At 38.0% G+C, this 13,359-nt stretch carries 14 protein-coding genes; 3 read left to right on the top strand and 11 right to left on the bottom strand.

All coding sequences use genetic code 11. The annotated features are described in order from the left end of the window. The first annotated feature begins 121 nt into the window (after positions 1-121). Positions 122-643, top strand: coding sequence for a heme NO-binding domain-containing protein (locus tag V6R21_RS25215; protein ID WP_334246302.1), 522 nt, complete (start codon positions 122-124; stop codon positions 641-643). Positions 644-705: 62 nt separating this feature from the next. Here V6R21_RS25215 and V6R21_RS25210 read toward each other — a convergent pair whose 3' ends face one another. The 11 genes from V6R21_RS25210 to V6R21_RS25160 form a co-directional block, all read right to left on the bottom strand. After that, a complete protein-coding gene (locus V6R21_RS25210) occupies positions 706-1,356 on the bottom strand; it encodes a hypothetical protein (RefSeq protein ID WP_334246301.1) in 651 nt (216 codons plus the stop codon). A 157-nt stretch (positions 1,357-1,513) separates the two neighbouring features. Further along, the gene (locus V6R21_RS25205; RefSeq protein WP_334246300.1) at positions 1,514-5,176 is read right to left on the bottom strand and encodes an AAA family ATPase; all 3,663 of its coding nucleotides are present in this window, start codon (positions 5,174-5,176) and stop codon (positions 1,514-1,516) included. 162 nt (positions 5,177-5,338) lie between these two features. Next, entirely contained in the window at positions 5,339-5,668 is a 330-nt protein-coding gene (locus V6R21_RS25200) for a DUF805 domain-containing protein (protein ID WP_334246299.1), read from the bottom strand. Between the two features lie 199 nt (positions 5,669-5,867). After that, positions 5,868-7,442, bottom strand: a complete 1,575-nt coding sequence (locus V6R21_RS25195; protein WP_334246298.1) for a PepSY-associated TM helix domain-containing protein — start codon at positions 7,440-7,442, stop codon at positions 5,868-5,870. A gap of 3 nt (positions 7,443-7,445) precedes the next feature. Then, entirely contained in the window at positions 7,446-7,748 is a 303-nt protein-coding gene (locus V6R21_RS25190; RefSeq protein WP_334246297.1) for a hypothetical protein, read from the bottom strand. An 8-nt stretch (positions 7,749-7,756) separates the two neighbouring features. Continuing rightward, on the bottom strand, positions 7,757-8,086 hold the full coding sequence (locus V6R21_RS25185) for a hypothetical protein (RefSeq protein WP_334246296.1): 330 nt from the start codon (positions 8,084-8,086) through the stop codon (positions 7,757-7,759). A gap of 41 nt (positions 8,087-8,127) precedes the next feature. Further along, positions 8,128-8,862, bottom strand: coding sequence for a DUF4198 domain-containing protein (locus V6R21_RS25180; RefSeq protein ID WP_334246295.1), 735 nt, complete (start codon positions 8,860-8,862; stop codon positions 8,128-8,130). A gap of 252 nt (positions 8,863-9,114) precedes the next feature. Then, on the bottom strand, positions 9,115-9,879 hold the full coding sequence (locus V6R21_RS25175; RefSeq protein ID WP_334246294.1) for a DUF2490 domain-containing protein: 765 nt from the start codon (positions 9,877-9,879) through the stop codon (positions 9,115-9,117). A gap of 9 nt (positions 9,880-9,888) precedes the next feature. Continuing rightward, the gene (locus V6R21_RS25170; protein ID WP_334246293.1) at positions 9,889-10,335 is read right to left on the bottom strand and encodes a PepSY-like domain-containing protein; all 447 of its coding nucleotides are present in this window, start codon (positions 10,333-10,335) and stop codon (positions 9,889-9,891) included. A gap of 78 nt (positions 10,336-10,413) precedes the next feature. Continuing rightward, a complete protein-coding gene (locus V6R21_RS25165; protein WP_334246292.1) occupies positions 10,414-11,679 on the bottom strand; it encodes a sensor histidine kinase in 1,266 nt (421 codons plus the stop codon). Further along, positions 11,676-12,353, bottom strand: coding sequence for a response regulator transcription factor (locus tag V6R21_RS25160; protein WP_334246291.1), 678 nt, complete (start codon positions 12,351-12,353; stop codon positions 11,676-11,678). The genes V6R21_RS25165 and V6R21_RS25160 overlap by 4 nt, the downstream gene beginning before the upstream one ends. A gap of 327 nt (positions 12,354-12,680) precedes the next feature. Here V6R21_RS25160 and V6R21_RS25155 point away from each other — a divergent pair, with 327 nt between their 5' ends. Next, positions 12,681-13,028, top strand: coding sequence for a hypothetical protein (locus V6R21_RS25155; RefSeq protein ID WP_334246290.1), 348 nt, complete (start codon positions 12,681-12,683; stop codon positions 13,026-13,028). A gap of 50 nt (positions 13,029-13,078) precedes the next feature. Then, positions 13,079-13,357 (top strand): hypothetical protein, encoded by a 279-nt coding sequence (locus V6R21_RS25150; RefSeq protein WP_334246289.1) that lies wholly within the window; start codon positions 13,079-13,081, stop codon positions 13,355-13,357. Positions 13,358-13,359: the final 2 nt, after the last annotated feature.

The following is a 13,359-nucleotide window of genomic DNA, read 5'->3' as shown; positions in this document are numbered from 1 at the left end:
TATTGAAAAACTTAGAATCTATTAAATCAAATAAAGATTCTTGATCATTCAATTAGGGTTTGTTAATAATGATGACTAGTATTTACATCATTAATCAATTATTAACCCATTAGAACCATATATGAAAGGGACAATTCACATTTGTCTTGGTAAGATGATCAAGCAAAATTATGGCCCAACCAAATGGGAAGAATGTTTAACCTCAATGGGCTTGTCAGCCAACCATGACTTTTCTGTTTATGACGATGTTGATGAAAGCCTCACCATGGAATTCATCGTTAATACCACAAAAGTTTTGGGAGTGCCACTATCTCAAATATTTGATGAATTTGGAGAATACTGGTCTTGCTCTTATGCACCTGAAGTGTATAAGGCATTTTATCTGAGTGTTTCTTCTACAAGGCAGATGATAGAAAAGTTGGACAATATCCATGTAGTTATGACCAAAGCAATGGATAGTGCCCGTCCTCCACGGTTTGAGTATAAATGGCTGGAAGGAAATAAGCTGGAGCTGACATATAACTCGCAGCGCCAGTTGATAGACCTAATGATTTCCTTGATAAAAGGGCTAGACAAGAAATTCCAGTGCAATACAAACATTACCAAAATGGGCCCTTCAAAAATGATTTTAGAGTTTAATTAACGAACTGAAAATTTATTAACCCATTGAAAAACCCTTAAGACTTTTCTTAAGGGCTTTTTTTGTTATTGGGAAATTCTGAAGTAGACGCCTCCACTAAAGTCTCCTTGGACGACGGGAACAGAGGAAGTGACACCTAAACCAGTTGAGGGCCCACCTGTACCTATACCGACATATCCGCCAACACCATCAAAGTAAAAAGGCATCAATAGCCTGCCCTGAAACCTGAGGCCAAAATGATCGGCTAAAGGGATTTTGATACCACCACCAAATGTGATTGCCAGTCGCCATGCATCTATGCTGTTGTCCTTATCGTTTAGACGTGCGGCACCAGCACTGAATTGTGCAAAGGGGATGAGTGCTGAGTTACTTCTGAATTCTCTAAGCCCACCAATCTGAAAGTATTCTACTGAAGCTCCGATATTTTGGCGTTCATAGTTAAAGGGAGGATTCTGATAGAATGGAAGCGGACGCCATTCTGCTCGGGTATCCATACGGGTATAGCCAATTTCCAACATATAGGAAGGAACAAGCTCTACACTGAAAATACCTGCGAAATTGGCATTGTCTTTAATCTTGAGGTCTCCCTCAACAAATTCAACTTTTCCGCCAAATTGGTATCCGCCCAAGCCAGTAAACTCCATAGCTCTCTGGGCATAGGAATAAGAGGAAGCTGACAATACCAACAAGAATAAAAATCCAATTATTTTTTTCATAAGTCAGGAGGGGATTAGTGACTCGAATGGAATAAAAATAGAGATGGGAGGAGTGAATAGGAGGTTAATAATGATAAGATAAGAATAAGCACTAACTTTTATGATACCACTCAAAAAGTCAGTGCTTAATATTGTTTAATGGAGTATGGTGAATTTCTTAGACTACAATCGTGATTTCACTAAATCCATTGTTACGTTTTCTTAGTTGCACCTGTGAAGTCAGTCTCTCTTTGAGAGGCTGTACGTGAGAGATTACACCAATCATCTTTCCTGAAGCTTGCAGGTTTTCCAAAGCAGAGATGGCAGTATCCAAAGTATCAGGGTCCAGCGTGCCAAAACCTTCATCAATAAACAGGGAGTCAATGCTGATGTTATGACTGGCAAGGTCTGAGAGTGCCAAAGCTAAAGCTAGACTGATCAGGAAGGTTTCACCACCACTGAGCGTAGCAGTTTCCCGAATATTATCAGCCTGATAGTGATCCACAATGTCGAAATCAAGGTCTGAGTCTGTCTTGCGTTTGATACTGTATCGAGGATTCAGTTCGTGTAACCTTTCATTGGCTAGCCTAATCAGGAATGACAATGTCAATCCTTGTGCAAAGTTATTGAAAGCATCTTTGCTTGTGTGTTCTGTTCCTGTTTTCAGGCAAATCAGCTTATACAGTTGTTGCCACTTATCAAATACTTTTTGCTGTTTGTCTATCGCCAGAGCAGCATTTGCATGTTGCTTGCGAAGATCCATATCCTGTTTGAGGCAGATATCAATTTCGGTTTCTCTTTTCTTGTAGATGTCACGTTCTTTCTGAAGCGATTCTATTTTCAGTAGAACCTTGTCAAGCGGGTCTTCTGATGGTTTTTCAGCTAAAAGCAGTGCTCTTTTTTCAGTAAGATGCGTTAACTGTCCTTCTAGGTTGTGTAGCTTTTTGTCGTATAGCTCTTTTTGTGAGGTAATCTCAGAGTATCTCTTATCCGAAAGAATAGCGGCTTTAACCTCTTCAAAACTGTCAAACAGACTCTGCTCCAACAGTGTATCCAATTGGCCTTGATGGGTGTTGAATGCTGTTTCAATTTGAACCAAAGTGGCTTGGGTATTCGAAATGTTATTTTCCAGCAGTTGCAACGCAGATTTTGCTAACTCAACTTCCTTGTTGGCACTATCTAAACTAACCTGACTTTTGTCTATGGCATTTTCAAGTTCTTCCGCTTTTTGGTCAGGCGTTCCCGAAGGCAGAATATCTTTGAGTTTGGTTCGCTCCTCAATTCCTTTTTCCTTGATATTGGTAAGTGCCTGATTGCATTCATCCAGCTTTGAATCTGTATCCTTTAAGTTTTCGGTTAGGTTACTGATTGTTGATTGGAGTACAGAACAGGTTTCTTTTAGACTCTGTAAGGCTTCTTCTTTTTGGTGGTATTGACCAATTTGTTCCGTCAAGTCTTTGACAAAGATTGGGAGTTGTTCTTCAGCAGGCATTGACAGTCCAAAACCTTGAAGTTTGGTTTCTAAAAAGTCATACTCCTGCTTTGTCTTATCCGTTTGTGTCTTGAGTTCTTTATGTGTCTCTAACAGGTTTTCTTCTATTCCTGTTAGGGTTGCCTGCTGAGCAGCTTGTTTTGTTTTTAATTCCTGTAAATGATTACGCTCTTCTTGAAGATTTTCACTTGCCGATTGCCATTTAGAATATATAGATTCGGCTAGGTTGATTTCCTTTTCAGTAGTGGAGAATTTTTCTTGGGTTGCTTGGAACAGGGTTTTCCACTTTTGTTCTGCTGTAATTTCAAATTGCTTGTGCTGAGGGATTTCACCAAACTCTCTTTGCCAAATAGCAGCTTCTCCAGATAGCTTTTCGATTTGTTCCTGAATGCTTTGTTTATTTCCTGCCAGTTGACTGATTGCCGTATCTAAATTGTTCAATTCGTTTTTGATCTCTTTCAGTAGAATTGCCAGTTGTTCAGTACGCTGCTTGGATTCCGAAAGTGTTGCATCTGTATCATAATTGACAAAAGGGTGCTCTTCAGAACCGCACAATGGGCAAGGCTCTCCCTTTTCAAGTACATGGCGGTGTTGTGCAAAATCATGGATGATCTGGTCTTTTTCGAACAGCTTTTTGGCATCTGTCAGTTGCTGCTCAGTACTTGTATGTTGTTCAGAAAGCTTTAGATGTTCAGCTTTAAGCTGTTTAAGTTTAGCGTCAAGCGTATCAAGATTTTCAAGTTGCAGGTTCTTCGCTTGTTCCGAAAGTATAAACTTGCTGGACAGTTCGCATAGTTTTTTAAGTGCCTCAACTTCATGGGTCAAGCTATCACGAGTACTCCGTAGGCTGTTAAGGTCATAACTTTTGAGTTGACTGTCGAGTTCTTTGATGCGATTGGTCTTGGCTTCCTGTTCCTGAACAAGTTGCTGTATTTTTAGTCCTAGATCGGTTATATCCTGAGAACCCTGACGTTGCTTGTTGGTCAGGTGTACCGTTGCTTGCTTTTTTTGTGCTAGTTCAGTTTGTAATGCTTGTAATAGCTGGAAGCGTGATTTTATATCTTCTAGTTGTTTTTCAAGCGTTACAAGGCGTTGGTTGTCATTCAGCCAGCTTTCCAATTCTTTTAATTGGGATTGCTTTTGTATAAGCAGCAGCTGTTTCTCTTCAAAAGATTGAGTGAGTTGGGTATGCTTTTTTTGCCAATTATCACTTTCAGTTTTCTTATCCTGATGTTGTGTCAGCAAGTGGTTGATATTACTTTCCAGTTCACGAGCTACCTTTAATTTTGGATCCCAATCTTTTTTTGACTGTTTGGTAGCAGCCAAAGCTTTTTCAGCATCAGTACATGTTTTTTCTGCAAGCTTTAAAGCCTGTTGGCAGGCAGGTTGCTTCTGTTGAAAACTGTCCATTGCCGTTGCCTGTGTTTGCTTCTGGTGTTGGAGGTTTTCGATCTGAGTGATAACTGAATGAAAAGGACGAGTTAGTTCATGAAGTGTGAGTTGCTTAAAGTCAGTCTTCAAGTTCTCTCCTTCTGTTAGCAGAGTTTCCTTTTCAATGGCTTTCACTTTGAAGTCTTCTTCAGTTTGCTGAAAAGTCTTCCACCATTGCTGTTTATCGGTCTCCAACTTTATTTCAATTGCTAGCTTTTTTAAGGTCTCCTCAATGGAGTTATGTTCTTTTTGGAGGGTGTCTATTTCTTCAGGTGACAGCAGCTGACTATTATCAATTTGGGTTTGTAGGACAGCCAGTTTTTCTTTTTCCTCCTTGAGTCTCTCATCAGCTTTTTCGGCTATTACCTTGTAGATGGAAGTTCCTGTCATTTGCTCTAACAAGTCACCACGATCTGATGGCTTGGCTTTTACAAATGCAGCAAAATCACCTTGAGCCAGCATTACAGACTTCAGAAACTGAGTATAGTTCAAGCCTGTCAGCTCCTCTACAACTTTAGGTAGTTCATTCTTTTTACTGGTCAGAATCTTTCCTGAAGGAAACTCGGCTAATGAAACACTATCTTTGCTATTGCCTAACCGCTCACCGTTTTGCTTGAGTACACGAAGACTCCAAAATGCTTTGTACCGATTTCCTTTTGCCTCAAAGACTACTTCAGAGCTAGCTTCAGGTGCATTGTAGCTAACCAGTCCATCTAAATTAGCATTATTGGCAAAGCGTGGTGCACGGTGGTATAGGGCAACAGTGATTGCATCCAAAATGGTAGTTTTGCCAGCACCTGTAGCGCCTGTTATGGCAAAAAGTCCAGAGTCCTTAAAGTGTTCTTCAAAGTTAATGGTAAAAGGTTCTTCAAAACGAAGTGAGTTGATGTTTTGAAATGCAACACTGACGATTTTCATTTTATTCTGATCTGTAAAAAGCTTAAGCCAAAATTGGCTGAACGTTTCAAAATAAAAAGAAAGATTGGAATAATGCTACAAGAAGTGAGGAGTGATTGTTGGAATAGCAGAAAAGTAAAACGACCGCAAAAGTTCTTTTGCAGTCGTTAAAGCTATATAACTTTAGAATACCATTGTCTTTGGATCAGAACCGTATTCGTTGTCTCCTTGTTCGCCTTCACTAACAGCCAAGATCAGGTTGTAGATAGGGATAATGAAGAACCAGCCGCTTTTGCCTACATCGTGCATTCTTCTTACACCTACAGCAAGGCTTGGTACTAGAACAACTAGTGAATACAGGGAATTTAAAAAGCCAAGTCCTAGTGTTACATCAAGGCCCATAAGAACAAATGTGAAGATAACATTAAACAGTACAAAGTACCAATACTCACTTCTTCTTGCTCTGCCGCTGAATACAGCATAGTTCTGTAATACTTTCAGGTAGTAATTCATGATTTTTCCTACTTTAAAAAATTGATAATCGTTTAGCTTTTGAAACTGTCCAAATAATGATTGGACTGGCTCTAATGCAATAGGTTATGGGTTTCCTATAACATTATGATCTTCTGAAGCAATATATCAATTTTCTTTGACTGAATAAGAAAAAACTAATTTATCAATGCTTTATATTTTAATTAATTTTCATAATCAGTTAACTATATGCCTTGGACATGCTTTTGGCATTGATGATTTTTTTCTGAAGCTTGAATGAAATAGCGATTGTCAGGACAGAAATAAGAATCCAAAAAACGTCAACTACAAATATCTGATCATACCCTTTTGCATAGCTTACCCAAATCCAATTTCCAGTGACCAACCCATTGACCAAAGGAATAAGCAAACCAATCATTCCTCCTAATAGTAATGAGAAGCGGTTGATAAAAGCATTGTTGTTGATGGCAATAAATACAATGGACAATACCAACCAACTGATAAAGTAGAACTGGTAGATAAAGCTCATGCCTGCGGGGTTATTAAGCTGTACAGCCACAAAAGAAGCTGCTGTAACAGGGTACATACTTAGACAGATTCCCATATAAATGCGCACGACCCAAGCATTGAAACGCTTTCGTTTTTCTGGAACATTCTTTTTATCACGGGCAACCAGCCAAATCATTACACCAGAGAGGATGACAAAGCATGTTACTATCCCAAGTATAAAACTGATAACTTTCAAGGCATAGCCACCATAATCTCCAAAATGAATCCTGTAAAGGATATTTTTTGCATGGTCTATGTAGCCCATGTCTGTAATGGGGCTTTTACTGTAAACAACTTCCTGTGTACTAGCCTTGAATATCTTTCTTCCTGAAGAAGTGAATTGATCTTTGATCGCAAGATTACCATCCACGACAATATGCATGTTGCTATCACCTGCATGGATAACTTTAACCTCAGTAACTTTAAAGCCTTCCCATTCAGCTTTAGTCTGTGCAACTAAAGCATCAACACTTATATCACTATCCAGCTTTTTGTTTTCAAATGTATAGGATGGTGCATCATATCCCAGTTCTTGATATAGCTTTCCTTGGTTACCTCCATAAAGCATCAATACGCCAGGAGCTACCAGCAATAGCTTTATCATAAAGAAGGCACCTGTGAGTGCATACACAAATTGAAATGGCAACCCTATCATACCCAACGCAGTATGCGCATCGGTCCAAAGTGTTTTCAGCTTATCCCAAGGTCTGAACAAGTAAAAATTCGAGACAATTTTCTTCCAATGTACCAGTACTCCTGTTACAATAGCAAAAAGGAAGAAAAAGGCAGTGAAACCTGATAGGTAATAGCCTGCAGGGTACGGGATCTGTGCTAGAAAGTGCAGTCTATACAGAAACTCGCCCAAAGAGTAGGCCTCTGCATAGGTATGTGTATCATCTGTTTGCATATCCAAGTAAAAAAACTGGGACGCTTTGGCTTTTTCAGAAGCAAGAGAATCTTGAGATGGCTGAAGCCTTACATTGATGCTATTTTCATTGTAAACATGCTTAAAGCTGACACTTCTACCATATAGCGTATGTTGACTGTCTATAGAGTCCAACACTTGATCTAGTCCAAGAGATATCTCATCCCTGATTTCTACTGGTTGGTTGCGTTCCCAACTGATAATTTCATCCCTGAAAAAAGAAAAGGAGCCTGTAAAAAAAATCACAAACAGCACAGCACTGATTACAATGCCACTGACTGTATGAAGGTGAAAGAGTATGTTATAAATCCTATTACTCATAGATCAGATAATTGGTTGGTGATAGACCTTGCCGAGGTATAAAACAGATGAAAAAACGAGGGTAAGGAACAGGTAGATTCCCCATACTTTCCAGCCATTCCTAAACAAGAATGCCAAAATGAACAATGTAACCCATAGCATAAAGCCACTGTAAGCCATGGTAATCATGATTGTTGCACGATCAAACCACGCTGCAATAGCTAAGTGAAGAGATATCATAACAAAGTAACCTCCCAGAAATCCAGCTGAGATTTTGGCAAATCTCTGTAACCAAGAGTGGGTGAGGTGTTTGGAATTTGCAGGCATGCCAATTTTTATATTAAGTTTTCCAGAATGAACGAGAGTGCTATAAGAGCTGCCACGGACTTGTATCCTATAACTTTGATTGGGCTCAGGACAACAATCAGGCTTCCAAATGTCATTAGCATAACAGTAAATGACAGGATACCAGCAAACCAGCCCAGACTGTAGATACTGAGTGCGGTGGATAGTATCAGGCACGTAACTCCTATAATGTTACCTTCTTTTGGAGAATCATGAATCCACTGTTCCAGAAGGAGTGTACGAGGAGGGGTTGCCCTTTTTGAGGTATGATAACAGAAATAGAAACCTGCCAAGGTTAGAATAATTACCAAAGTAGCCATATGTGGTTTGACTTTAAGTGCTGCTCTTTATCAATAAAAGTTTAGTTGTTAATACTATGGCTTGGGATACAATAGGTCGCGCAGTGCCAGATAAACTCATAGTCTGTTCCTTTGTATTTGCCAGGAAGTTCTTCCTTCAAAGTAGTTTCGATCACATATTTCATATTCCATGGCAGATTGAATGAAACTGAGCCTTCTTCATTCGTATGCAGGGTCTTGCTCCAAAGGTCTGATACAAATACCTTTACCTCATTTTTTGGTAATGGCTTTCCTTTATAAAGAACTTGAAGCGTTACTTCGTTTTTATCATTTTTCACCTCCTTGATAGAGATGCCATTATCGTTTTGGGCTACTGTATTTTGTGCTTTTTCACCAACCTGAATTTTAGCAGTTGAATGGTAGTGTGTTTTAAAAATTCCAAAATCGTATTTGGTATAGTCAATCACATCAATTTTATCATTATTCAAAATGACAGTATATGTTCCGTCTTCTTTAGGTGTAAAACTGGAAGTATAATGGTCAGTAGCAGGCTTAACTGCCAATTCCGTTTTGTTTCCTTTCGAGTCAATAACCCAAAGTGTAAAGTCTTTCACCTTCGGGAATGCTTCCCCTTTTACTTTTTCAGAAACGCCATATGTATATTCCCCAAAGTAGACTTTGATTTCTTGAGACTGATTTTTGGTTCCAGTGGCATTGGTTTCAATCCACATATAATGTGCGAATGATGGGAGGGATGTGGTGAGTATTAGTGAAATGAATAATAATAGCTTCTTCATGGCTTTGGGAATTTATTGGAAATCAATATTTAAAAAATTTATTTAGACTTATTACAAATAATGTTACGAATGTAGAACATGACCATTTAATATGCAAGAACACTTAGTATAGGTAAAGGTAAAGTGGAGTGTGAATTGGAAGTTTATGGTTGTAAGTAGTTGTTTATTAGTTTGTTATTTAAGGTGTTTTATAAAATTAAAAAAGACCTGAAAATGTTAAATTTCAGGTCTCTTTAATTAAGTGCTTTAGGATCATCCAAATATTATATCAAATGCCAAATAGTGTGTGTCGCTATCAAATGATTTTCCAATGAGGTCATACATATAGCCAATATTGAAATTCAGCTTTGAGTTTGGTGGTGAAAAAGCATAGTACAGACATAGCCGTGTGTCTTTGTATTCAAACTTTTCCCATTTGTCATGTTTTCCTGAGGAGAATAATACTTCTGCACTGGAAATGAGTCTTTTTGTGCTAGCTTCATTCAAATCAATACTCATTTTGGCTTTTAGCCTTGAGCGAAATTGAATTCTTTCGCTATATGGTCTAAAGTCTGGGAGATAGAATAATCTCATTTCCGGTCGGTAAGTGACTGCATATTTAAGCCTTGATATAGACTTCAAGTAAGATAGTTGACCATAAAATCTAAATTCTTGCCTTCCTTGAGTAACGTGATGATCCCCTGTAGTACTGTTATCGTTAAAGAGGTTTTGCCACCTGTAGCTAAGTGCAAAAGCATATTTCCAGTGTTCGGTGAAATGATTGGATACTTCTTGATTGATAACAAAAATACTACCCCTCTTAAAGGGATTATCATTTGTTGGACTGCTTGTTCTCCCCATTCCAATATATGTGATGGACGATACCTGTTTTGCTGAGTCCAAAGCTTGTTTTATCCCAATAGCCATCCATGATGCGGTATTTACTTTTCCTAAACCAGGAGGGGTAATTTGTCCAAAACAATTAGAACCTAATATGCCAAGAAAAAGGAAGGAAAGAAGAAGTTTCTGAATATTCATCTGGTGCGGTTAATCTGCTATTTTACTCAATACTTTTCCTGTTTCATCAAAAGCTATTTTCCATTCTTCTGTGAAAGACTTTAATTCCAATGTGTAAGCCGTGTGAGAAGAGCTGGAAATCTTTTTTAAATCATCAATCGCATAGCGACTGAATTCAGTATTGAGCTTATTGTTAATTGCTTCGGGGAGGCTTCGTCTGTATATATCCTCTTCGTGTTTGACAATTTCACCAGCTGAGTTGTACCATACATCATGATCTATGTCCCAACCTGTTTCAAACTCAACTTGGTACATTTCACCTTCCTGTTCCCATTCTACATCTTTGGCGTTGGGAAATGTTTTCTTGAAGTTGTTTTGAATAACAGAAGGAACGAGACTTTGTGGGATATCCTGACCAATTACTGAAGAAGAAAAGCCAAATAGGGCTAAGGCGATTGCTAAAATATTCTTTTTCATCTGTATAAATTTTAGTTTATACAGTAAACCAACGGGGTGAATTTGGAAAGAATCTGGAATTTATTCCCAAGTCGAAATTTATTTGAAATAAACTTCGAAATTATGCCTTCCAGTGAAAGAATAGGTAATGGTATAGCCATACAGCTGACAGATGGCATGTGCAATGGCTAGTCCTAAGCCTGTACTTTTATCAGTTTCGGTATTCTTATAAAATCGCTTGAAGATCTCTTTCTCATTAAGTGCTCCAACATCAGAGGAATTGCTGACGATGAACTTATCTGGCTGGATTTGAACGATAACATCTCCTCCTTGGATATTGTGGAATATAGCATTTCTGATCAGATTTGAAATTAAGATGCTTGCTAACATTTTATCCATTTCGAGTGATAAGGCACTAGCTTCATCAAGTTTAATAGAGATGCCCTTGAACTGGGTGAAATCTTCCAAACCTGTTATTACTTGTGTAGTCAACTGATTAATGGATACTTCTTGTCTGTCAGAGAATTGTCTGTTTTCAATTTTACTTAATAAAAGTAGCGACTTATTGAGTTGCTTCAGCCGAGAGGTGATTTGCAAAACCTGAGCGATTGTATCTGCATCGTTGGTTTCCAAATTGTTGTTTTCAAGTAGTAATTCTAATTTGCTGGTAATGACTGCAAGAGGTGTTTGTAGTTCATGCGCGGCATTTTCTGTAAACTGCTTTTGGTTTGAGTAAGCCGTAGTTGCATGTTCAATCAAGATCTCACAGGCATTTTGAAGTTCCTTGAATTCTTTGGTGTCGGTATCTATATCCGTAATGGTCGAGCCTTTGTCTATCCTAAAGCTTTTAAGTTGTGTCAGTAAATTGTAGAATGGCTTCCAAAGCTTTTTCAGTACAACATTGTTGATTGAAATTATACTGACAATTAGTATTAGGTAAAGCCATACGATTGACCAAAAAAGATCTTCTATAAGGTCATCCTCTTCCACCATTGAAGATATAACTTGTAACTGGTAGTACTTTCCGTTATGGGCAAATGCTGATTTTAAAAGCCTAACAGGTTCCAAGTCTTCCTCATAGGGCATATACATCAATGTATCTTTGTAGGTATCTCTAATGCCTAAAGCTATTTGTTTACTGATAGGTTGGATAGCATAGTTACTTTCATCAAATTCAATTTTATGAAGCACACTTGGGTCTCGCTCTGCTTTTCGAATAATGAGCAATTTGTAATTATCCAACCCATCGTCAATGCTGTCGTATATTTCATCCAGTAAATTGAAATACAAAATAACAGACCAAACACTTACAATAAGTAAGATTGAAATGGATAGGAATTTTAAGGATTGGTTGAGAAGTTTCATGATACAATCAGTTTATACCCGACTCCATAAACAGCCTGTATTTCGATTGCTGCATTGGTCTCCTGCAATTTCTTTCGAAGGTTTTTGATCTGGTAGTAAATGAAATCAAAGTTATCCATCTGATCGATATTATCTCCCCAAACATGTTCAGCCAAGCCAGTTCGGGTAACAAGCCTGTTTTTGTTTAGCATGAAATAGTTGAGAATGTCGAACTCCTTGCGGTTTAATGTAATAACCTGATCGTTTATTTTTACCAAACGCTCATTGATATCCAGACTTACATTGGCAATTTCAATTGTATTTTTGCCTTCCAGTTTGTTTCGTCTCAATACAGCTTTAATTCTGGCATTTAATTCGGCAAGGTGAAAGGGTTTGGTAAGGTAATCATCGGCTCCCAACTCTAGTCCTTTAAGCTTGTCATCCAATGAATCTTTTGCAGATATAATAATCGTGTTTTCACTTTTTCCATTTTTTTTAAGCTCATCAAGAATGTCCAGCCCACTCCCATGTGGTAGCATGATATCCAATAGAATGCAATCATACTGGTATATGGAAAGCTTATCCATGGCAGAGTCAAAGTCTGAAGCAGTTTCGACAACATAATGCTCTTTTTCAAGAGAGTCTTTGATAGCACTCTGCAGTTCTTGGTTGTCTTCTACAATTAAAATTTTCACGGCTCAAAGTTACTGTCAGATTCTGGAAAGAATTGGGAATTATATTGGTTTAACTTAGTTCAAAGACTGTTGTTCGAAGCTGATTTTATATTTAAGTATTTTACCAGATAATCCTGATAACAAAGTGTACTTACTTTAGAAGTGCTTTAGTTATTTAGCCAATTTGAAGCTAGGTATGCTAATAAGTCTCAAGGAAACTAAACATTGATAAGAAATAACGTAGGCTTATGAATACAGTATTATCCCATTACTATGTATCAAAACACCTCTAAGGAAAATCAGCCTCAACCTTTTGCGCAAAGAAATAGTCTTTCAATTTTATGCCAAGTGATATGTATTCTTATTCCTTGGCTCATCTTAACATCACCTGTAAGATCACAATCAAGTAAGACAGTTGGAGAGTTTTACCTGTCTGTATCTGGAGGAATCAGTATGTTTGGAACTAAAAGGGATTTGGAAACAAATATGGACCGGTCAGGCTATGGTGATAGTCAGGGTAGCTTTTTTGGAACAATTCAATATCCGGTATCAGAACGAAAACCCGTCTACAATTTTGAACTGACTTACCTTTTTAATGTAACACATGGTATTTCGGCTAATTATGGGATAGCAGAGAATTTGGATGTCACAGGATATGATACAAATACTTTTAACCGATTAACAATTGAGAGTTAAGTACAAGTATATTCTATTTGTTATAGCCAAGGTTTAAAGCAGAGAGAAATATGGTATTTATTGGACCCTCTTTGCTTTTTCATTCACTAGAAGGTGCTGGTGACGAAGATGATAATGTTCAGTTGGGTGTTTATTTAGGTTATACCTTGAATGTGATTCACAAAAAGAATTGGTTTTTGGGAGTAAAAATGAATTATCAATGGTCTCCAACATCTGAAATCGGACCATTAGATGTGGAAGGCAGCCCTAACTTTAGACAAGTCAAAGTTAGGGTAGCCAATGCCAATCTTGGTGTCGTAGTTGGTATTAGAGTGAATGGTAAAGCTTGATT

Source organism: Limibacter armeniacum, from assembly GCF_036880985.1.
GTDB classification, from domain to species: domain Bacteria; phylum Bacteroidota; class Bacteroidia; order Cytophagales; family Flammeovirgaceae; genus Limibacter; species Limibacter armeniacum.
The sequence above is the reverse complement of the archived record's forward strand: the minus strand, read 5'-3'. Positions and strand labels throughout refer to the sequence as shown.

Bases quoted from the DNA above. Each gene is read 5' to 3' on its own strand.
- V6R21_RS25215 (WP_334246302.1), top strand. From the start codon at position 122: ATGAAAGGGACAATTCACATTTGTCTTGGTAAGATGATCAAGCAAAAT.
- V6R21_RS25210 (WP_334246301.1), bottom strand. From the start codon at position 1,356: ATGAAAAAAATAATTGGATTTTTATTCTTGTTGGTATTGTCAGCTTCC.
- V6R21_RS25205 (WP_334246300.1), bottom strand. From the start codon at position 5,176: ATGAAAATCGTCAGTGTTGCATTTCAAAACATCAACTCACTTCGTTTT.
- V6R21_RS25200 (WP_334246299.1), bottom strand. From the start codon at position 5,668: ATGAATTACTACCTGAAAGTATTACAGAACTATGCTGTATTCAGCGGC.
- V6R21_RS25195 (WP_334246298.1), bottom strand. From the start codon at position 7,442: ATGAGTAATAGGATTTATAACATACTCTTTCACCTTCATACAGTCAGT.
- V6R21_RS25190 (WP_334246297.1), bottom strand. From the start codon at position 7,748: ATGCCTGCAAATTCCAAACACCTCACCCACTCTTGGTTACAGAGATTT.
- V6R21_RS25185 (WP_334246296.1), bottom strand. From the start codon at position 8,086: ATGGCTACTTTGGTAATTATTCTAACCTTGGCAGGTTTCTATTTCTGT.
- V6R21_RS25180 (WP_334246295.1), bottom strand. From the start codon at position 8,862: ATGAAGAAGCTATTATTATTCATTTCACTAATACTCACCACATCCCTC.
- V6R21_RS25175 (WP_334246294.1), bottom strand. From the start codon at position 9,879: ATGAATATTCAGAAACTTCTTCTTTCCTTCCTTTTTCTTGGCATATTA.
- V6R21_RS25170 (WP_334246293.1), bottom strand. From the start codon at position 10,335: ATGAAAAAGAATATTTTAGCAATCGCCTTAGCCCTATTTGGCTTTTCT.
- V6R21_RS25165 (WP_334246292.1), bottom strand. From the start codon at position 11,679: ATGAAACTTCTCAACCAATCCTTAAAATTCCTATCCATTTCAATCTTA.
- V6R21_RS25150 (WP_334246289.1), top strand. From the start codon at position 13,079: ATGGTATTTATTGGACCCTCTTTGCTTTTTCATTCACTAGAAGGTGCT.